A 20,772-nucleotide genomic window follows, 5' to 3' on the forward strand; every position below is an offset into this window, starting at 1 on the left:
GCCTCGCGGACGAGGCGGAGACCGCCTGGGATCAGGGATTTCTCGGGGTCGGGGCGGATGCGGTCGAACCGCGAACCACCAGCTCGGGCATGAACACGAACTCGCTGTGCGGAGCCGGGGTGCCCCCGACCTCCTCCAGCAGGGCCCGGACCGCGGCCTGACCCATGGCCTGGACGGGCTGGCGGATCGTGGTCAGCGGGGGGTCGGTGAAGGCTATGAGCGGGGAGTCGTCGAAACCGACCACCGAGACGTCCCTCGGCACGTCGAGTCCCTGCTGGCGGGCGGCCCGGATGGCGCCGAGCGCCATCATGTCGCTCGCGCAGACCACGGCCGTGCACCCCCGGGAGATCAGCGCGCCGGCCGCCGCCTGCCCGCCTTCGAGGGTGTACAGCGAGTGCTGGATCAGCTCCGCGGACTGCTCCGGGTCGAGCCCGAGCCGTTCCCGCATGCCGAGCTGGAAGCCCTCGATCTTGCGCAGCACGGGCACGAAGCGCTTGGGCCCCACCGCGAGGCCGATCCGGGTGTGCCCCAGGGCCGCGAGGTGGGTGACCGCCAACTGCATCGCGGCCCGGTCGTCGGGCGAGACGAAGGGGGCCTGGACCTTGGGCGAGAAGCCGTTGAGCAGAACGTAGGGAACGCCCTTGCCGCGCAGCTGGTCGTAGCGGGTCATGTCGGCCGTCGTGTCGGCGTGCAGGCCGGAGACGAAGATGATGCCGGAGACCCCGCGCTCGACGAGCATGTCGGTGAGCTCGTCCTCGGTGGACCCGCCGGGGGTCTGCGTGGCGAGGACCGGGGTGTACCCCTGTCGTGTCAGAGCCTGTCCGATGACCTGCGCGAGGGCCGGGAAGATCGGGTTGTCCAGTTCGGGGGTTATCAGCCCGACGAGCCCTGCGCTGCGCTGGCGCAGCCGGACCGGGCGCTCGTATCCGAGTACGTCGAGTGCGGCAAGCACGGACTCACGGGTGGCCGCGGCCACACCGGGCTTGCCGTTGAGCACGCGGCTGACTGTGGCTTCACTGACCCCCGCCTGGGTTGCGATGTCGGCAAGCCGCGCGGTCATGGGGTTGGACTGTACCGGTCGCACGTCAGATTGCCCACCAAACGCAGGACTCGGCCGGAACCCGGACCTTCTCCGCGCCCGGCCCCGGGGCGGCGCCGGACACCGGTTCCCGCGCCGGCGAGGGGAGCACGGGCACGGCCGCGGACGTCCCGGGTGGGCCCGCGTCGGTCGCGGACCCCGCAGCCGGTCCGGCATCGCTGCCGAGCAGGAGCGATCCCCGCAGCGGCAGGTCCACCGGGTGGGCCGTGGTGTTCAGGGCGACCAGGACGCCGCCGCCCTCACCGCGGCGGCGGAAGACCAGCACCCCCTCGGGGGCGTCCAGCCACTCCACCGCGTCCCCCGCGCCGAGTGCCGGGTGCTCGCGGCGCAGCCGGAGCGCCGCGCGGTAGAGCTCCAGGGTGGAGGCGGGGTCCCCGGTCTGCGCCGCCACGCTCAGCCCGGCCCACTCGGCGGGCTGGGGGAGCCAGGCACCGGCCGGGCCGAAGCCGTACGAGGGGCCCTCGGGTGTCCACGGCAGGGGCACCCGGCAGCCGTCCCGCAGCCCGTCCTGCCCGTCGCCGCGCAGGAAGGCCGGGTCCTGCCGGAGCCCGTCGGGGAGGTCGGCGACCTCGGGCAGCCCCAGCTCCTCGCCCTGGTACAGGTACACGGAGCCGGGCAGCGCCAGCATGAGCAGCGCCGCCGCCCGGGCCCGCCGCAGGCCCGCGACGGGGTCGCCCGCCCCGTAGCGCGTCGGATGCCGTACGACGTCGTGGTTGGAGAGCACCCACGTCGTCGGCGCCCCCACCGCGGCCGTGGCGCGCAGTGACTCCTCGGCGACCGCGCGCAGCGCCGCCGCGTCCCAGGCGCAGTTCAGGAACTGGAAGTTGAACGCCTGGTGCAGCTCGTCCGGGCGGACGTAGCGGGCCAGCCGCTCCGGGGTCGGCGCCCAGGCCTCGGCCACCCCGATGCGGTCGGGGCCGTACGACTCCAGCAGCCGCCGCCAGCCGCGGTGGATCTCGTGCACCCCGTCCTGGTCGAAGAACGGCAGCCGCTGGATCCCGATCAGGCTCGCCTGCTGCCCGTGGCCGATGTCGGGCAGTCCGGGCGCCTTGACCATGCCGTGGGCGACGTCGATCCGGAACCCGTCGACCCCCAGATCCAGCCAGAAGCGCAGCACGGAGTCGAACTCGGCCCGCACCTCCGCGTTCTCCCAGTTCAGGTCCGGTTGCTCGGGCGCGAACAGGTGCAGGTACCAGGAGCCGTCCTCGACGCGTGTCCAGGCCGGCCCGCCGAAGACGGACTCCCAGTCGTTGGGCGGCTCGGCGCCGTCCGGCCCGCGCCCCGGGCGGAAGACGTAGCGGTCCCGGCCCACCCCGGCCCGCGCCGCCTCGAACCAGGGATGCCGCTCCGAGGTGTGGTTGGGGACGATGTCCACGATGACCTTCAGGCCGAGCCCGTGCGCCGCGCGCACCAGGTCGTCCGCGTCCGCCAGGTCGCCGAAGACCGGATCGACCGCGCGGTAGTCCGCCACGTCGTAGCCGCCGTCGGCCTGCGGGGAGGCGTAGAACGGCGTGAGCCACACCGCGTCCGCGCCCAGCCGCGCCAGGTGCGGCAGCCGCTCCCGCGCCCCGCGCAGGTCGCCGATCCCGTCTCCGTCGCTGTCCGAGAACGAGCGGACGTACACCTGGTAGATGACCGCGTCCCGCCACCATTGCGGGCGGGCGCCGCAAGGACTTGCAGACTGCGGCAACGACGGGGAGGTGAGCTCGTGAGCCATGCGCGGGGTCCCTCTCGCGTGGGCGTCGTACAGGTGTCGTGGTGACAACGACTTCCAAGTCGTCATGAAACGGTCATGAAAGTGCTTGTGGAAAGGCTTGCAGGCCGCTCCGGGTCCCGCAAGACCCCCTCTAATCGCTCTGTCAAGCGACTCGATGGACACCTTCGGGACACGCGGATGTAACGATCCCCGGCCCTTGCAGAAATTTCACGCAAGCTCTTTCGGCTCGTTTTCATCCCTGTTACGTTCCTGGCAACCCGGGGCGCCGCGAGGGAGCGGTCGCATGAGGAAGGTCTTCGCCCCTCGTCCAACCGGGATCTTGTTGAAGGAGTTCACATGCGGCGTGGCATAGCGGCCACCGCGCTGGTCGCGGCCCTGGGCGTCACCCTGGCGGCGTGCGGGAGTGGCGACGGCGGCAACAACAACGGCGGCTCGAAGGGCTCGGGCGAGCTCTCCGGCACCGTCACGTGGTGGGACACCTCCACGGTCGGCAGCGAGGACAAGGTCTTCAAGAAGGTCGCCGAGGACTTCACGAAGAAGCACCCGAAGGTCACCGTCAAGTATGTGAACGTGCCGTTCGGTGAGGCGCAGAACAAGTTCAAGAACGCCGCCCAGTCCGGCTCCGGCGCCCCCGACGTCATCCGTTCCGAGGTCGCCTGGACCCCCGACTTCGCGAACCTGGGCTACCTCGCCCCGCTCGACGGCACCCCGGCGCTGAAGGACGACTCGGACTTCATGAAGCAGGCGGCCGCGTCGACCAAGTACAACGGCAAGACCTACGCCGTGCCTCAGGTCATCGACTCCATGGGCATCTTCTACAACAAGAAGATCTTCAAGGACGCCGGCGTCGAGGTCCCCAAGACGATCGACGAGCTCAAGACCGTCTCCGCCAAGATCAAGGAGAAGACCGGCAAGACCGGTCTCTACCTGCGCGGCGACGACGCCTACTGGTTCCTCTCCTTCCTCTACGGCGAGGGCGGCGACCTGGTCGACGCCAAGCAGAAGAAGATCACCGTCGACAGCCCCGCCGGTGTGAAGGCCATGAAGACCGTCAAGGACCTCGTGGACTCCAAGGCCGCGATCACCGACGCGACCAACGGCTGGGACAACATGCAGGCCGCCTTCAAGGACGGCAAGGTCGCGATGATGATCAACGGCCCGTGGGCCGTCTCCGACACCTTCGCCGGCAAGGAGTTCGCCGACAAGGCCAACCTCGGCATCGCGCCGGTGCCCGCCGGCTCGGCCGGCCAGGGCGCCCCGCAGGGCGGTCACAACCTCGCCGTCTACGCGGGCTCCAAGAACCTGGACGCCTCGTACGCCTTCACCGAGTACATGACGTCCGCCGAGACCCAGGCCAAGATCGCGGCCGAGCTGAGCCTGCTCCCGACGCGTGAGTCCGTCTACGGCAACTCCAAGGTCGCGGGCAACGACATGATCGGCTTCTTCAAGCCGGTCGTCGACAAGGCCGTCGAGCGCCCCTGGATCCCGGAGACCGGCAGCCTCTTCGCCCCGCTGGTGACCGAGTACACCAAGGTCCTCACCGGCCAGACCAGCCCGGAGTCGGGAGCCAAGGCGGCCGGTGACGCCTACCGCAAGCTCCTGAAGGACTGGAAGTAACAAGGAAGGCAGGCCGGCTGATGGCTGTGGACACCAGCAGCCAGTCGGTGGCGAAGGCCGCGGGCGACAACGTCGCCCGCGGCCGGAGCCGCGGTACTGGCACCTCGCGGCGCAAGGCCCGGGGCTCTCTCTCCACCCACTGGTACGCCTGGGCGATGATCGCCCCGGTGACCGTGGTGATCGCCGTGATCATCGGATATCCGCTGATCCGCGGCGTCTACCTGTCGCTCACCGACGCCAACGAGCGCAACGTCGCGCGGAGCATCGGCGTCAACCACATCCCGGCCACCTACGAGTTCGTGGGCCTGGACAACTACGCCGACGCGCTCTCCGGCAACCAGTTCCTCGGCACGCTCGGCTGGACGATGCTGTGGACGGTGTCCTGCGTCTCGGTGACCTTCGCCCTCGGCCTGGCCCTCGCCAACATCCTCAACCGGCGGATCGCCGGCCGCTCCCTCTACCGGATGCTGCTGATCCTGCCCTGGGCCGTCCCCGGCTTCGTCTCCGTCTTCGCCTGGCGCTTCCTCTACGACGAGCGCCGCGGCATCCTCAACCAGGTGCTCGCCGGCGGCGGCATCGACGCCGTGCCGTGGCTCAACGACCCCACCTGGGCCAAGTTCTCGGTCATCGCCGTCAACGTCTGGCTCGGCGTGCCGTTCATGATGGTCGCCCTCCTCGGCGGTCTGCAGTCCATCCCCGGTGAGCTCTACGAGGCCGCCGAGATGGACGGCGCGAGCGCCTGGCAGCGCTTCCGGCACATCACGATGCCCGGGCTGCGCTCGGTGTCCACCACCGTGATCCTGCTGAGCACCATCTGGACCTTCAACATGTTCCCGGTGATCTTCCTGCTCACCCGGGGCGGGCCCGGCGAGGCCACCCAGATCCTCGTCACCCAGGCGTACAAGTTCTCCTTCGAGATCAGCCCGCGGGACTTCGCCCAGTCCTCCACCTGGGGCGTCCTGATCCTGGTCCTCCTGATGGTCTTCGCCGCGGTCTACCGGCGAGTCCTCCGCAAGCAGGGAGAAGTCTGGTGACCACCGCAGACACCACCGCCACGAACGGCCCGCGCCGCGGCCGCCGCTCGCCGCTCGCCTCGATCGGGCTGCACACCACGCTCGTCGTGGCCTCAGTGATCGCCGTCTTCCCGGTGCTGTGGGTCTTCCTGACCTCCATCAAGCCCGCGAAGTACGCGACCACGACCGACTTCTTCAAGGAGTCGACCTTCGAGAACTACACGAACCTGCTGAACGACACCCCGTTCCTCACCTGGTTCGGCAACTCTCTGCTCGTCGCCGCCCTGACCACGCTCCTGGGCGTCTTCATCTCGTCGACCACCGGCTACGCCATCAGCCGCTTCCGCTTCCCCGGCAAGCGCGGGCTGATGTGGACGCTGCTGATCACCCAGATGTTCCCGGTCGCCGTCCTGATCGTGCCGATCTACAACATCATGGCGTCGATGGGCCTGCTCAACCAGCCCGCCGGCCTGGTCATCACCTACCTGACCATCGCCGTGCCGTTCTGCGCCTGGATGATGAAGGGCTTCTTCGACACCATCCCCCGCGAGATCGACGAGTCGGGACAGGTCGACGGACTCACCCCCTTCGGCACCTTCTGGCGGCTGATCCTGCCGCTCGCCAAGCCGGGCATCGCGGTGACCGCGTTCTACTCCTTCATCACCGCCTGGGGCGAGGTCGCCTACGCCTCCGCGTTCATGGTCGGGGACGAGAACCTCACCCTCGCCGGCGGTCTGCAGAAGTTCGTCAACCAGTACGGCGCCCAGTGGGGCCCGATGTCCGCGGCCTCCGTGCTCATCGCCATCCCCGCGGCGCTCGTGTTCCTCGTCGCCCAGCGGCACCTGGTGACCGGCATGTCCGCCGGCGCCGTCAAGGGCTGAGCGCCCCGGCCGCGCCCGCCCGCCCGTGTACGCACCCTCCTTATCTCTCAGGGAAGACATGACCCAGCACCTCACCGCCCCCGCCGCCGCCCCCACCACCGGCACGCACACGGGCTGGTGGCGCGACGCGGTGATCTACCAGGTCTACCCGCGCAGCTTCGCCGACGGAAACGGCGACGGCATGGGCGACCTGGAAGGAATCCGCAGCCGGCTGCCCTACCTGAAGGACCTCGGCGTCGACGCCGTCTGGCTCAGCCCGTTCTACGCCTCCCCACAGGCCGACGCGGGCTACGACGTCGCCGACTACCGGGCCATCGACCCCATGTTCGGCAGCCTCCTCGACGCCGACGCCGTCATCCGCGAGGCCCACGGGCTCGGCCTGCGGATCATCGTCGACCTCGTGCCCAACCACTCGTCCGACCAGCACGAGTGGTTCCAGCGCGCGCTGCGCGACGGCGCCGGTTCGCCGCTGCGCGAGCGCTACCACTTCCGGCCCGGCAAGGGCGTCGACGGCGAACTGCCGCCCAACGACTGGGAGTCCATCTTCGGTGGTCCCGCCTGGACGCGGACCCAGGACCCGGACGGCACCCCGGGCGAGTGGTACCTGCACCTCTTCGCGCCCGAGCAGCCCGACTTCAACTGGGAGCATCCGGCGGTCCGCGACGAGTTCCGCTCGATCCTGCGCTTCTGGCTGGACATGGGCGTCGACGGCTTCCGCGTCGACGTCGCCCACGGACTGGTCAAGGCCGAGGGCCTGCCCGACATCGGCGCGCACGACCAGCTGAAGCTGCTCGGCAACGACGTCATGCCCTTCTTCGACCAGGACGGCGTCCACGAGATCTACCGCTCGTGGCGTCAGGTCCTCTCCGAGTACGACGGCGAGCGGGTCCTGGTCGCCGAGGCGTGGACCCCCACCGTCGAGCGCACCGCCCACTACGTGCGCCCCGACGAGATGCACCAGGCCTTCAACTTCCAGTACCTGGGCACCCACTGGGACGCGGCCGAGCTGCGCCGGGTCATCGACGACTCGCTCGCCGCGATGCGGCCGGTCGGCGCGCCCACCACCTGGGTCCTGTCGAACCACGACGTCACCCGGCACGCCACCCGGTTCGCCAACCCGGCGGGCCTGGGCACCCAGCTGCGCGAGGCCGGCGACCGCGAGCTCGGCCTGCGCCGGGCGCGCGCCGCGACGCTGCTGATGCTCGCGCTGCCCGGCTCCGCCTACGTCTACCAGGGCGAGGAGCTCGGCCTGCCGGACGTCACCGACCTGCCCGACGAGGTCCGCCAGGACCCGTCGTTCTTCCGGGCCACCGGACAGGACGGCTTCCGCGACGGCTGCCGGGTGCCGCTGCCGTGGACGGTCGAGGGTTCCTCCTACGGCTTCGGCGACGGCGGCAGCTGGCTGCCGCAGCCCGCCACCTGGGGCGGGCTGAGCGTCGAGGCGCAGGCCGGTGACCCCGGCTCCACCCTGGAGCTGTACCGCAGCGCGCTGGCCGTGCGCCGCGAACAGCCCGGACTCGGTGCGGGCGAGGGCGTCGAGTGGCAGGAGGCACCCGAGGGTGTGCTCTCCTTCCGCCGCGACGGCTTCGTCTGCACCGCCAACACCACCGGCCGGGCCATCTCCGTCCCGCTGCCCGGCCGGTTCCTGCTTGCCAACGAGCCGGTGGGTCTCTCCGCCGCGGACGGCGTGGTCGAGCTGCCCGCGGACACCACCGTCTGGTGGGCGGTGTGACGATCCCCCTGCCGCGGGGCGCCGGGAACGGCGCCCCGCGGCTCGCGGACATCGCGGCCCAGTCCGGCGTCAGCGAGGCGACGGTCAGCCGGGTGCTCAACGGCAAGGCCGGGGTGGCCGGTGCGACCCGGCACCGGGTCCTCGCCGCGCTCGACGTACTCGGCTACGAGCGTCCGGTACGGCTGAAACGGCGCAGCGCCGGCCTGGTCGGCCTGGTCGTGCCCGAGCTGACCAACCCGATCTTCCCGGCCTTCGCGCAGGTCGTCGAACAGGTGCTGGCGGGTCACGGCTACACGCCCGTGCTCTGCACCCAGATGCCCGGCGGCGCCACCGAGGACGAGCTGGTCGACCAGCTGGTGGAGCGCGGTGTCTGCGGCATCGTGTTCCTCTCCGGGCTGCACGCGGACGCCGCGGCCGATCCGGGCCGCTACGTCCGGCTGGCCGCGCGGGGCGTCCCGTTCGTCCTCATCAACGGCTTCAACGAGCACATCGACGCCAACTTCGTCTCACCCGACGACCGGGCGGCGGCGCGGATGGCCGTGCGGCACCTGGTCGAACTCGGCCACGAGCGCATCGGTCTCGCCATCGGCCCCACCCGCTACGTGCCCTCCCGCCGCAAGGCGGAGGGCTTCGCGGCCGAACTGCACCTCCTGCTCGGGATCGAGAAGGAGGAGGCCGAACGCTACGTGCGTCCCACGCTGTTCGGCGTCGAGGGCGGCCACGCGGCCGCCGACATCCTGCTCGACCAGGGCTGCACCGGCATCGTCTGCGGCTCCGACCTGATGGCGCTCGGCGCGATCCGCGCGGTGCGCGCCCGGGGCCTCGACGTGCCCGCCGACGTGTCGGTGGTCGGCTTCGACGACTCCCCGCTCATCGCCTTCACCGATCCGCCGCTGACCACCGTGCGCCAGCCGGTGCAGGCGATGGCGACGGCGGCGGTCGGGGCGCTGCTGGAGGAGATCGAGGGAAACCCGGTGCAGCGCACCGAGTTCGTCTTCCAGCCGGAGCTGGTCGTGCGGGGGTCCACGGCGCAGCCGCCGGCCCGCCCGTCGCTGCAACTGCTTGCGTAACTCCTTGCGTTGTGGGGGTTCAAAGGGTTGACCGGGTGTCGGGGCACTCGTACGGTCACGGCTGAAAACAGTTGCTGCTATTTTCGGCAACTTCTTGCGACAGTGAAGTCGGCAGGAGGAATCATGGCCAGAAAGACCGTGGCCGCTGCACTCGCCTTCGTGGCGGGAGCCGCTGTGGCCGTCACGGCACCCGCCCCCGCGCAGGCCGCCCCGCCCGGTGAGAAGGACGTCACCGCGGTCATGTTCGAGTGGAAGTTCGCCTCCGTGGCGAAGGCCTGCACCGAGCAGCTGGGCCCCGCGGGATACGGCTACGTGCAGGTCTCGCCGCCCCAGGAGCGCATCCAGGGCAGCACGTGGTGGACCGCGTACCAGCCCGTCAGCTACAAGATCGCCGGCCCCCTCGGCGACCGCACCGCCTTCAAGAGCATGGTCGACACCTGTCACGCGGCGGGCGTGAAGGTCGTCGCCGACACCGTCGTCAACCACATGGCCAACGCGTCGGGCACGGGAACGGGCGGGACCTCGTTCTCCAAGTACGACTACCCCGGCCTGTACTCCGGCACCGACATGGACGACTGCCGGGCCACCATCTCCAACTACCAGGACCGGGCGAACGTCCAGAACTGCGAGCTCGTCGGCCTGCCGGACCTCGACACCGGCGAGGACTGGGTGCGCGGCCGGATAGCCGGTTACATGAACGACCTGCTCTCGCTCGGCGTGGACGGCTTCCGCATCGACGCGGCCAAGCACATGCCGGCGGCGGATCTCGCGAACATCAAGTCACGTCTGAGCAATCCCGGCGTGTACTGGAAGCAGGAGGCGATCTACGGCGCCGGCGAGGCCGTCTCGCCCAGCGAGTACCTCGGCAACGGCGACGTGCAGGAGTTCCGTTACGCCCGGGACCTCAAGCGGATCTTCGGCTCCGAGAAGCTCTCCCACCTGAGCAACTTCGGCGAGTCCTGGGGCTACATGGCCTCCGGCAAGTCCGGCGTGTTCGTCGACAACCACGACACCGAGCGCGGCGGCGACACCCTCAACTACAAGGCGGGCGCCACCTACACGCTCGCCTCGGTCTTCATGCTGGCCTGGCCCTACGGCTCCCCGGACGTCCACTCCGGCTACGAGTGGACGGACAAGGACGCCGGCGCACCGGGCGGCGGCCAGGTGAACGCCTGCTACAGCGACGGCTGGAAGTGCCAGCACGCCTGGCGCGAGATCTCCTCGATGGTCGGCTTCCGCAACGCGGCCCGGGGCACCTCCGTCACGAACTGGTGGGACAACGGCAACAACGCGATCGCGTTCGGCCGCGGCGACAAGGCGTACGTGGCGATCAACCACGAGACCTCGGCGCTGTCCCGCACCTTCCAGACCTCGCTGGCCGCCGGCACCTACTGCGACGTGCAGAGCGGCGGCACGGTCACCGTGAACGCGTCCGGCCAGTTCACCGCGACGCTGGCCGCCAACACCGCGGTCGCCCTGCACACGAACGCCCGGACCTGCTCAGGCGGCTCCACCCCGCCGCCGGCCGCCGCCGGAGCCTCGTTCAACGTGAACGCCACCACCGTGGTCGGCCAGGACATCTACGTCACCGGCAACCAGTCCGCCCTCGGCAACTGGTCCCCGGCCGCCGCCCCCAAGCTGGACCCGGCGAGCTACCCCGTCTGGAAGCTGACCGTCTCCCTGCCCGCGGGCACGTCCTTCGAGTACAAGTACGTCCGCAAGGACGCGGCGGGCAACGTGACCTGGGAATCGGGCGCGAACCGCACGGCCACGGTCCCGGCTTCCGGCCAGATCGTCCTGAACGACACCTTCCGCAACTGACCCCACCGTTCCGCCAGGGCCGCCCCGCCGGGGCGGCCCCCCTTCCCGTACCTCCTGGGAGAACCCCCGTGATACGCAAGAGAACGGCTGCCGTCGTGGCCGCCGCCCTGTGCGCCGCGCTGGTGCCGGCCCTCCCGGCCGCCGGTGCGCAGGCGCCACCCGCCCCGCCCTCCGACCGTGCCCTCGCGGCCCAGCCCGCCCGCCACGACCTCACCCGCGAGCAGTTCTACTTCGTGCTGCCCGACCGCTTCGCCAACGGGGACACCCGCAACGACCGCGGCGGGCTGACCGGCACCCGGCTCGACACCGGGTTCGACCCCACCGACAAGGGGTTCTACCAGGGCGGCGACCTCAAGGGCCTCACCCAGCGGCTCGACTACATCAAGGGCCTGGGCACCACCGCCATCTGGATGGCGCCGATCTTCAAGAACCAGCCCGTGCAGGGGACCGGCAAGGACGCCTCCGCCGGCTACCACGGCTACTGGATCACCGACTTCACCCAGGTCGACCCCCACTTCGGCACCAACGCCGACCTGGAGAGGCTGATCGACCAGGCCCACGCCAAGGGCATGAAGGTCTTCTTCGACGTCATCACCAACCACACGGCCGACGTCGTGGACTACCGGGAACAGTCCTACGGCTACCTCGCCAAGGGCGCCTTCCCCTATCTGACCAAGGACGGCGTGCCGTTCGACGACGCCGACTACGCCGACGGCACCCGTCGCTTCCCCGCCGTCGACCGCGACTCCTTCCCCCGCACTCCCGTCGTCGCCGAGGACAAGAAGAACCTCAAGGTCCCGGCCTGGCTCAACGACCCGACGATGTACCACAACCGGGGCGACTCCACCTTCGCCGGCGAGTCCTCCGCGCACGGCGACTTCGTCGGCCTGGACGACCTGTGGACCGAGCGCCCCGAGGTCGTCGAGGGCATGGAGAAGATCTACCAGCGCTGGGTGCGCGACTTCGACATCGACGGATTCCGCATCGACACCGTCAAGCACGTCAACACCGAGTTCTGGACCCAGTGGGCGACCGCGCTGGACGCCTACGCCCGGAAGCACGGGCGCGACGACTTCTTCATGTTCGGCGAGGTCTACTCCGCGGACCCGGCCGTCACCGCCCCGTACGTCACCGAGGGCCGGCTGGACGCCACGCTCGACTTCCCCTTCCAGGACGCCGCCCGCACCTTCGCCTCCCAGGGCGGCTCCGCGGACAAGCTGGCGAACCTCTTCGCCCAGGACTACCGCTACACCACCGACAAGGCCAACGCGTACGAGTCGGTCCCCTTCCTCGGCAACCACGACATGGGCCGCTTCGGCGCCTTCCTCAAGCAGGACAACCCGAAGGCCGACGACGCGGAACTCCTCCGGCGCTACCGGCTCGCCAACGAGCTGATGTTCCTCGGCCGCGGCAACCCGGTCGTCTACTACGGCGACGAGCAGGGCTTCACCGGCCCCGGCGGCGACAAGGACGCCCGCCAGACCCTCTTCGCCTCGAAGACCGCCGACTACCTCGACGACGACCAGCTCGGCACCGACCGGACCCACGCGAGCGACGCGTACGACACCTCCCACCCGCTCTACCGGCAGATCGCCGCGCTGTCCGCGCTGACCAAGAGGCACCCGGCGCTGCGTGACGGCGTCCAGCAGGAGCGCCTGGCCCAGGGCTCCGTCTACGCCTTCTCCCGCACCGACGCGCGCGCGAAGACCGAGTACGTCGTCGCCGTGAACAGCGCCACCGAGCCCAGGACCGTCGAGATCCCGACCGCCTCCGCAGGCATGGGATTCAGCACCGTCCACGGTGGTACCGCCCGCGTCACCAGCGGCGGCGACCGCAGGATCAGCGTCACCGTCCCCGCCCTCGGCTCCGTCGTCCTCAAGGCCGACAAGCCCCTCGGCACGACCGCGGCGCGGCCCTCCCTCACCCTCAAGGCCCCCGACGCCGGAGCCACCGGCACCGTGGAGATCTCCGCCGACGTCCAGGGCGGAGACCTCGCCCGCGTCGTCTTCGCCGCCCAGACCGGCAACGGCAGGTGGCAGGTCCTCGGCTCCGCCGACCACGCCCCGTACAAGGTCACCCAGAAGGTGACCGCCCCCGCCGGAACGGCCCTGCGCTACAAGGCGGTCGTCGTCGACGCCGCCGGCCGCACGGCCGCCGCCACCGCCGCCACCACCAGCGGCGCCCCGGCCGTCGAGCAGCCGCCGACCGCCACCCAGCGCGACTACGCGATCGTCCACTACAAGCGCCCCGACGGCGACTACGCCGACTGGGGCCTCTACACCTGGGGCGACATCGCCGACGGCGAGGGCACCAGCTGGCCCGCCGGCAAGCCGTTCACCGGCCGCGACGCCTACGGCGCCTTCGCCTACGTCAAGCTCAAGCCCGGCGCCTCCTCCGTCGGCTTCATCGCCGTGAACAAGGACGGTGTCAAGGACACCGACGCCGACCGCAGCATCGACCTGTCCAAGACCGGCGAGGTGTGGATCGAGCAGGGCAGGCCGGAGGTCCTCGGCGCGGCCCCCGAGGGCGCCTACCCGCCCCAGGACACGACGAAGGCGGTGCTGCACTACAAGCGCGCCGACGGCGACTACGCCGGCTGGGGCCTGCACACCTGGACCGGCGCAGCGAACCCCACCGACTGGACCAAGCCGCTGGAGCCGGTCCGCACCGACGCGTACGGAGCGGTCTACGAGGTTCCGCTGGCCGCCGGGGCGACCTCCCTCAGCTACATCCTGCACAAGGGCGACGAGAAGGACCTGCCGTCCGACCAGTCCCTCGACCTGAAGGCGAACGGCCACGAGGTGTGGATGCTCGGCGGCCAGGAGAAGTACCTCCTGCCGCAGCCCAAGGGGAGCGGCGCCGCCCTCGACCTCACCAAGTCCCAGGCCGTCTGGATCGACGAGACCACGCTCGCCTGGAACGGCAGCGACGCCGCCGCCTCCAGCGTGCTCCTCGCCTCCCGCGACGGATCGATCACCGTGAAGGACGGCGCCCTCACCGGTGACCGCACGGTGCTGCGCCTGAACCCGGTCACGCTCACCGACGCGCAGAAGGCCGCCTTCCCGCACCTGAAGTCCTCCGGTGCCTTCACCGTCGACCCGCGCGACCGCGACCGCGTCCGCGGGGCGCTCAAGGGCCAGCTCGTCGCCGCCCAGTACGCGGCGAACGGCGCCGTCCTCACGGCCACCGGCGTCCAGCTCGCCGGCGTGCTCGACGACCTCTACGCCGCGAAGGCCACCCGCGCCGCCCTCGGCCCGGTGTTCCGCTCGGGACGTCCCACCCTCTCCCTGTGGGCCCCCACCGCCCAGTCCGTCGCGCTCGAACTCGACGGAAAGACGGTGCCGATGCGCCGCGACGACGCCTCCGGCGTCTGGTCGGTCACCGGCACCCCCGCCTGGAACGGCAAGCCCTATCGCTACGTCGTGAAGGTCTGGGCGCCCAGCGTGCGCCAGATCGTCACCAACAAGGTCACCGACCCCTACTCCACCGCCCTGACCACCGACTCGGCCCGCAGCCTCGTCGTCGACCTCGCCGACCCCCGCCTCGCCCCCAAGGGCTGGCAGGGTCTGAAGAAGCCCGCCGCCGTCCCGCTGCGCGACGCCCAGATCCAGGAACTCCACATCCGCGACTTCTCGGTCGCGGACGCCACCGCCGTCCCCGCCCACAAGGGCACCTACCTCGCCTTCACCGACACCGGCAGCAAGGGCTCCCGGCACCTGAAGGCCCTCGCCGGCTCCGGCACCTCCTACGTCCACCTGCTGCCGGCCTTCGACATCGGCACCGTTCCCGAGAAGAAGTCGGAGCAGACCGAGCCGGCCTGCGACCTCAAGGTCCTCGCCCCCGACTCCGAGGAGCAGCAGGCCTGCGTCGCCGCCGCCGCGGCCAAGGACGCCTACAACTGGGGCTACGACCCGCTGCACTACACGGTCCCCGAGGGCTCGTACGCCACCGACCCCGAAGGCACCCGCCGCACGGTGGAGTTCCGGCAGATGGTCCAGTCCCTGAACGGCGCCGGACTGCGCACCGTCATGGACGTCGTCTACAACCACACCGTGGCCGCCGGACAGGCCGACAAGTCCGTCCTCGACCGGATCGTGCCCGGCTACTACCAGCGCCTGCTGGCCGACGGCTCGGTCGCCACCTCCACCTGCTGCGCCAACACGGCGCCCGAGAACGCCATGATGGGCAAGCTCGTCGTCGACTCGGTCGTCACCTGGGCCAAGGAGTACAAGGTCGACGGCTTCCGCTTCGACCTCATGGGCCACCACCCGAAGGAGAACATCCTCGCCGTCCGCAAGGCCCTCGACGGCCTCACCGTCGCCGAGGACGGCGTCGACGGAAAGGCGATCGTCCTCTACGGCGAGGGCTGGAACTTCGGCGAGATCGCCGACGACGCCCGATTCGTCCAGGCCACCCAGAAGAACATGGCCGGCACCGGCGTCGCCACCTTCTCCGACCGGGCCCGTGACGCCGTCCGCGGCGGCGGTCCCTTCGACGAGGACCCCGGGGTCCAGGGCTTCGCCTCCGGCCTGTTCACCGACCCCAACTCCTCCTCGGCCAACGGCACCCCGGCGGAGCAGAAGGCCCGCCTCCTGCACTACCAGGACCTGATCAAGGTCGGCCTCTCCGGCAACCTGGCGTCCTACAGCTTCACCGACACCGCCGGGCGCACGGTCAAGGGCTCCCAGGTCGACTACAACGGCTCGCCGGCCGGCTACGCCGCCGTCCCCGGCGACGCCCTCGCCTACGCCGACGCGCACGACAACGAGTCCCTGTACGACGCCCTCGCCTTCAAGCTCCCGGCGGCCACCCCGGCCGCCGACCGGGCCAGGATGCAGGTCCTCGCGATGGCCACGGCGACGCTCTCGCAGGGTCCCGCGCTCTCCCAGGCGGGCTCGGACCTGCTGCGCTCCAAGTCCCTCGACCGCAACTCGTTCGACAGCGGCGACTGGTTCAACGCGATCCACTGGGACTGCCGCGACGGCAACGGATTCGGCCGCGGGCTGCCCCCGGCCGCCGACAACAAGGCCAAGTGGGGCTACGGCAAGCCGCTGCTCACCACTCCGTCCCTGACGGTCGGCTGCGCGCAGATCGACGGCTCCTCCGCCGCGTACCGGGATCTGCAGAAGATCCGCTCGACCGAGCCGGTCTTCTCCCTGGCCACCGCGGAGCAGGTGCAGGACGCGCTGTCCTTCCCGCTCTCCGGCACCGGTGAGACCCCGGGCGTGATCACCATGCGCCTCGGCGACCTGGTCGTGGTCTTCAACGCCACCCCGGAGCGGCAGACCCAGCGGGTCGCCGCACTGGCCGGCAAGGACTACGCGCTCCACCCGGTCCAGGCCGCCGGCTCGGACGCCACCGTCAAGTCCGCCGGCTACGCGAAGGAGTCGGGCACCTTCACGGTCCCGGCCCGGACCGTGGCGGTCTTCACGGGCCGCTGAGCACATCCGTCCGCGCACCGGCCCGGCCCACGGGCCGGTGCGCGGACGCCTGACCGGCCGGCTCCCGCCGGCCGGTCAGGCCAGGACCTTCTCCAGCAGTGTGACCCGGTAGCGCCGCCCGTCCGGCGCCGTCTTCTCCAGGTCGTCGCCGACCGTCGTGTAGCCGGCGGCCTCGTAGTAGCCGCGCAACCGCGGATTGCGCGTCTCGCAGTCCAGCCGCGCCATCCGCCGCCCGCGGGTCGCGATCCGCTCCTCCGCGTGGGCGAGGAGCGTCCGCCCGGTGCCGGCCGGCGCGGCGGCACGGTCGGTCATCAGCCGGTGGACGTAGCCGGCCACCGGGGGCTGCTCGCCCCAGACCTGCTCGTCCTTCCACCACAGCTCGTACGCCCCGAGCGCCGTGCCCCCGTGCGAGGCGAGCCACACCTCGCCGACGGCCATCCGCGTGCGGAAGTGGCCGCGGTCCTTGTCGCCGGGCTTCCACTGCTCTATGCCCTGGCGGATCATCCACCGCGCCGTCGCGTCGAACATCTTCACCAGAAGGTCGAGATCGCCGTCGTCCGCCTGTCGGAATGTCACTTGTACCGTCATGGCGATCACCGTAAGGGTGTGGCCAGAGGTTCCTTCGACCGGGAGTGAGACGACCGATGCCCCAGATCACCGTGGACTACTCCGCACCGCTCGACCGGCGCGGCTTCGCGCTCGCCCTGCACCCGCTCGTCGTCGACACGGTCGACACCGTGATCGACGCCTGCAAGACCCGCTTCCGCGAGATCGAGGAGACGGTCTGCGGCGACGGTTCGACCGACGACGTCGTGGTCCACGTCGACATCGCGCTGCTCGCGGGCCGCTCGGAGGAGACCAAGGCGCGTCTCACCGAGGCCGTGCTCGCCCTGCTGCCGCTGCACCTCAAGCAGAAGGACGGCGTGCGGATCTCGGCCGAGGTACGTGACCTCGCCCCCTCCTACCGCAGCCGCTGAGACGGCACGCGGGGCCCCAGTTCCAGGAGCCGGCCGACCAGATCGCCGAACGGGCCGTCGGCCGGCTCGCCCGCGAGGATCCGGACCAGCACCTCGGCCATCTCCTCGTCGTACGCGGCGCTCACCGCGGCCAGTGCGGCGAAGTCGTGCACCAGCTGCACCTCCAGCTCCGCGCGCGGGATCCGGCGCCCGTCCAGCCAGAGCAGCGCCGTCGACTCGGCGAGCGACACCCAGGAGCGGACGACCAGTTCGAGCCGGGCCGAGGGCTTCCCGACCTCCAGGTGCGCCAGGATCTGCTCGTACGCGGCCTGCCGCACCTCGTCGATCATCGCGTTCGTGGTGGAGGAGCCGACGGCGGGACCGCCGCGCATCAGGGCGGAGAAGCCCGGACCGTGCTCGTCGACGAAGTCGAAGAACCGGCCCATCACCCGCAGCAGCCGCGCCCCCAGGGGGCCCTGCGGCGGTTCCACGAACCGGGCGGCCAGCTCGTCGGCCGCCCGCCGCAGCGCCGCCTCGTACAGGCTCTGCTTGCCCGGGAAGTAGTGGTAGACCAGAGGCCGGGAGATCCCGGCGGCCGCGGCGATCTCGTCGATGGAGACGTCGTCGGGGGAGCGGTGGCTGAACAACTCCAGCGCCACCCCGATGAGCTGCTGCCTGCGCTCCTCGACGCCCATCCTTCGGCGTACTCCGGTCGTCATGCGAACAGCCTAACGGGCGTCCGTTACGCTCCCACCACATGAGCGCTTCTGACCAGGACACAACAGCCCGGACGGCCACCGCGGACGAGAAGCCGGACACGGACCCGACTCCCGTCGCGGACGCGCCCGCGGCGGGGGAGAAGCGCCGGGCCGCCGAGCCGCGCGAGGCCGTCCGGGACGGGGTCCCGGCCGAGGCCGTGTCCGCCACGGAGGAGCCCGAGGGGAAGTCCGCCGGGACGCCCGGCGGAGAGCCGGGGAAGGGCGAACTCGCCGCGGCGGAGCCGGTCGAGGGCGCCGGCGCCGGCGAGGAGCACGCCGAGGACACCGCCCTGGACACCGACGACGACGCCGGGCACCGCGCCGGGGACGCCGACGGGACCGAGGTCGACGAGACCGAGGCCGACGAGGACGGGGCCTCGGGCGAGGACGAGCCGGCCGAGGGCATGACGCCGAAGCAGGCCCGTCGGCTGCGGGTCGCCGCCGCCTCCGTGCTGCTGGTCGCGATGGCCGCGGTGCTGGTCGTCCGGCTGGCCAGCCGCACGTCCGTCCTGGTCGTCGGGGTGTACGGACTGGCCATGATCCTCTGCGGCGTGGTCATCGAGCTGTCCCGCAACGGGCGGACCCGGCTGGGTACCTGGCTCCTGGTGGGCGGCCTCGCCGCCGCGCTCGCCTTCGACTGGCTGATCCTGCCCTGACCGCCGGCTCCGTCGCCGTCCGGGCCCCGGGGACCGGAGTCAGAGGTCGAGGACGAGCCGTCCGCCCGCGCAGCGCGACACGCAGATCAGCATCGAGTCGGCCCGCTCGGCGTCGGTGAGCAGCTCGTCGCGGTGATCGATCTCGCCCTCCACGACCCGCTGTTGGCAGGTGCCGCAGAATCCCTGTTCGCAGGAGTACGGGACCCCCGGCAGCGCGGACCGGACGGCGGCGAGCACCGACTGCTCCGGCGCCACCGTCACGGTGCGTCCGGAGCGGCGGAGTTCGACCTCGAAGGCGTCGCCACCCGTCGTCGCCGCGGGGGAGAAGCGCTCCAGACGGGGAGAACGGCCCTCGGGCAGGGCGGCGGTCACGGCGTCCATCAGCCCGTCGGGACCGCAGCAGTAGACGGCCGTCTCGGCAGGGACCCCGGCCAGGAAGCCGAGTTCGGGCAGGCCCGACTCGTCCTCGGCGACCACGGTCACGCGCCGGCCGGGCGCGCCCTGCTTCTCGACCTGGTCGAGGTACGGCATGGTGGCCCGGCTGCGCCCGCAGTACAGCAGGCGCCAGTCGGCTCCGGCGGCCTCCGCGGCCCGCAGCATCGGCAGGATCGGCGTGATCCCGATGCCTCCGGCGACGAACACGTAGGCGGGGGCGTCGACGAGCGGGAAACGGTTGCGGGGCCCTCGGATCTCGATCTCCGTGCCCTCGTGCAGCTGGTCGTGGACCTCGCGCGAGCCGCCCCGGCCGCCCGGCTCGATCAGCCGGGTGGCGACGGTGTAGGTGCCGGTGTCGGCCGGGTCGCCGCAGAGCGAGTACTGCCGCACCAGGCCGGACGGCAGCACCAGGTCGAGGTGGGCGCCCGGCTGCCACGCGGGGAGCCCGGTGCCTTCGAGGCGCAGCTGCACGACGCCCTCGGCGGGCACGGTGCGCTCGGTGACGAGGACCCGGCGGGTGACGGTGGCGAGCCGGCCGCGGCCCGACACCGGCTCGTCGAGCGAGGGCATCGGCCACAGCGGGGCGGCGCCGATCCGGCGCCGCATGGCGCGCCTGGCGAGGAGCGCCGCCCCCGCGACGAGGGCGACGGTACGCAGACGGGGCATGCTCAGCGACCTCCGTTGGCGCCGGGGGAGCGGGTCAGGTAGGCCACCGCCTGCGCCGTGTCGCCCTCCTGGGAGGGGTGGTACGCGCGGCTGAGGTAGCGCGGGACGGCGCGCAGCAGGTCGGGAGTGGCCGGCAGCACGCCCTGGCGGCCCCTGCGCACGAACTGGCCGACCGAGGCCCTGCCGTCGAGCAGGGTGGGGTCGTTCTCCATGAAGAAGCGGACACCGCGCTGCCAGAGGAAGACCAGGGCTCCGAAGGCGGCGGCCCAGGTGCGGGCGCGACGGCGGTAGCCGCCGTCCAGGTGCATGAACAGCTCGAAGGCGACCGAGCGGTGCTCGACCTCCTCCGCGCCGTGCCAGCGCAGCAGGTCCAGCATCGTCGGGTCGGCGCCGCGCCGGTCCAGCTCGTCGGCGTTGAGGACCCAGTTGCCGAGGAAGGCGGTGTAGTGCTCGATCGCGGCGATCAGGGCGACCCGCTCCATCAGCCACCAGCGCCGCGGCGCGCCGGGCGGCAGGGTCCGGTCGCCGAGCAGCTTCTCGAAGAACCAGTCCACCTGCGCCGTGTAGGGGGTGGGGTCGAGGCCGAGCCGCTTGAGATGGGGGAGGACGTCGTCGTGTGCCTGGGAGTGCACGGCCTCCTGGCCGACGAAGCCGATGACGTCCGCACGCAGCCGGTCGTCGGTGATGTACGGGAGCACCTGCTTGTAGACGTGCACGAACCAGCGTTCGCCGGCCGGGAGCAGCAGGTGCAGCACGTTGATGGTGTGGGTGGTGAACGGATCGCCGGGAACCCAGTGCAGCGGGGTCTTCTCCCAGTCGAAGGAGACCTTGCGGGCCTTGAGTTCGATGTGCTCGGACGCCACCGGTGCAGGCTGCGTATTAGACATGGCGTCAATGTACTGATGGGTAG

15 protein-coding genes are annotated in these 20,772 nt (G+C 71.3%); 9 read left to right on the forward strand and 6 right to left on the reverse strand.

The annotated features are described in order from the left end of the window. Nucleotides 1–31 precede the first annotated feature (31 nt). Nucleotides 32–1,060, reverse strand: a complete 1,029-nt coding sequence (locus tag ACE1OA_RS24835; protein WP_356609207.1) for a LacI family DNA-binding transcriptional regulator — start codon at nucleotides 1,058–1,060, stop codon at nucleotides 32–34. A gap of 25 nt (nucleotides 1,061–1,085) precedes the next feature. Beyond that, complete coding sequence (locus ACE1OA_RS24840; RefSeq protein WP_432753425.1) at nucleotides 1,086–2,816, reverse strand: glycoside hydrolase family 13 protein; 1,731 nt, start codon at nucleotides 2,814–2,816, stop codon at nucleotides 1,086–1,088. Nucleotides 2,817–3,152: 336 nt separating this feature from the next. On the opposite strand from ACE1OA_RS24840, the gene ACE1OA_RS24845 reads away from it, so the two are divergent. From ACE1OA_RS24845 to pulA, 7 genes are all read left to right on the forward strand, one after another. After that, complete coding sequence (locus ACE1OA_RS24845) at nucleotides 3,153–4,433, forward strand: extracellular solute-binding protein (protein ID WP_384868575.1); 1,281 nt, start codon at nucleotides 3,153–3,155, stop codon at nucleotides 4,431–4,433. A gap of 20 nt (nucleotides 4,434–4,453) precedes the next feature. Next, nucleotides 4,454–5,467 carry a carbohydrate ABC transporter permease gene (locus ACE1OA_RS24850; RefSeq protein ID WP_147977729.1) on the forward strand — a complete coding sequence of 338 codons (1,014 nt, stop codon included), beginning with the start codon at nucleotides 4,454–4,456 and terminating at the stop codon, nucleotides 5,465–5,467. Beyond that, entirely contained in the window at nucleotides 5,461–6,327 is an 867-nt protein-coding gene (locus tag ACE1OA_RS24855) for a sugar ABC transporter permease (protein WP_356609256.1), read from the forward strand. Before ACE1OA_RS24850 ends, ACE1OA_RS24855 begins: the two co-directional genes overlap by 7 nt. Before the next feature lie 58 nt (nucleotides 6,328–6,385). Further along, nucleotides 6,386–8,059, forward strand: a complete 1,674-nt coding sequence (locus ACE1OA_RS24860; protein WP_384868577.1) for a glycoside hydrolase family 13 protein — start codon at nucleotides 6,386–6,388, stop codon at nucleotides 8,057–8,059. Beyond that, nucleotides 8,047–9,129, forward strand: coding sequence for a LacI family DNA-binding transcriptional regulator (locus ACE1OA_RS24865; protein WP_356609199.1), 1,083 nt, complete (start codon nucleotides 8,047–8,049; stop codon nucleotides 9,127–9,129). Before ACE1OA_RS24860 ends, ACE1OA_RS24865 begins: the two co-directional genes overlap by 13 nt. A 123-nt stretch (nucleotides 9,130–9,252) precedes the next feature. Continuing rightward, the gene (locus tag ACE1OA_RS24870) at nucleotides 9,253–10,950 is read left to right on the forward strand and encodes a carbohydrate-binding module family 20 domain-containing protein (RefSeq protein WP_384868579.1); all 1,698 of its coding nucleotides are present in this window, start codon (nucleotides 9,253–9,255) and stop codon (nucleotides 10,948–10,950) included. A 68-nt stretch (nucleotides 10,951–11,018) separates the two neighbouring features. Next, on the forward strand, nucleotides 11,019–16,391 hold the full coding sequence (gene pulA, locus ACE1OA_RS24875; protein WP_432753426.1) for a pullulanase-type alpha-1,6-glucosidase: 5,373 nt from the start codon (nucleotides 11,019–11,021) through the stop codon (nucleotides 16,389–16,391). Between the two features lie 75 nt (nucleotides 16,392–16,466). Here pulA and ACE1OA_RS24880 read toward each other — a convergent pair whose 3' ends face one another. After that, nucleotides 16,467–16,979, reverse strand: a complete 513-nt coding sequence (locus ACE1OA_RS24880) for a GNAT family N-acetyltransferase (RefSeq protein WP_356609948.1) — start codon at nucleotides 16,977–16,979, stop codon at nucleotides 16,467–16,469. A 56-nt stretch (nucleotides 16,980–17,035) separates the two neighbouring features. Between ACE1OA_RS24880 and ACE1OA_RS24885 the strand changes: the two genes are divergently transcribed. Next, nucleotides 17,036–17,368, forward strand: a complete 333-nt coding sequence (locus ACE1OA_RS24885) for a 5-carboxymethyl-2-hydroxymuconate Delta-isomerase (RefSeq protein ID WP_356609946.1) — start codon at nucleotides 17,036–17,038, stop codon at nucleotides 17,366–17,368. On the opposite strand, the gene ACE1OA_RS24890 is transcribed toward ACE1OA_RS24885, so the two are convergent. Further along, the gene (locus ACE1OA_RS24890) at nucleotides 17,353–18,066 is read right to left on the reverse strand and encodes a TetR/AcrR family transcriptional regulator (RefSeq protein WP_432753427.1); all 714 of its coding nucleotides are present in this window, start codon (nucleotides 18,064–18,066) and stop codon (nucleotides 17,353–17,355) included. The genes ACE1OA_RS24885 and ACE1OA_RS24890 overlap by 16 nt on opposite strands. Nucleotides 18,067–18,104: 38 nt before the next feature. Here ACE1OA_RS24890 and ACE1OA_RS24895 point away from each other — a divergent pair, with 38 nt between their 5' ends. Next, nucleotides 18,105–18,761: a hypothetical protein gene (locus tag ACE1OA_RS24895; protein ID WP_432753428.1), complete on the forward strand. Its 657-nt coding sequence runs from the start codon at nucleotides 18,105–18,107 to the stop codon at nucleotides 18,759–18,761. Nucleotides 18,762–18,800: 39 nt separating this feature from the next. Here the strand turns inward: ACE1OA_RS24895 and ACE1OA_RS24900 are convergent, their stop codons facing one another. Both ACE1OA_RS24900 and ACE1OA_RS24905 read right to left on the reverse strand, forming a co-directional pair. Continuing rightward, nucleotides 18,801–19,868 carry a PDR/VanB family oxidoreductase gene (locus tag ACE1OA_RS24900; RefSeq protein ID WP_356609954.1) on the reverse strand — a complete coding sequence of 356 codons (1,068 nt, stop codon included), beginning with the start codon at nucleotides 19,866–19,868 and terminating at the stop codon, nucleotides 18,801–18,803. Beyond that, the gene (locus ACE1OA_RS24905; protein ID WP_356609944.1) at nucleotides 19,865–20,749 is read right to left on the reverse strand and encodes a metal-dependent hydrolase; all 885 of its coding nucleotides are present in this window, start codon (nucleotides 20,747–20,749) and stop codon (nucleotides 19,865–19,867) included. The genes ACE1OA_RS24900 and ACE1OA_RS24905 overlap by 4 nt, the downstream gene beginning before the upstream one ends. Between the last annotated feature and the right edge of the window lie 23 nt (nucleotides 20,750–20,772).

The organism is Streptomyces sp. JL2001 (assembly GCF_050917515.1).
Taxonomy (GTDB): Bacteria; Actinomycetota; Actinomycetes; order Streptomycetales; family Streptomycetaceae; genus Streptomyces.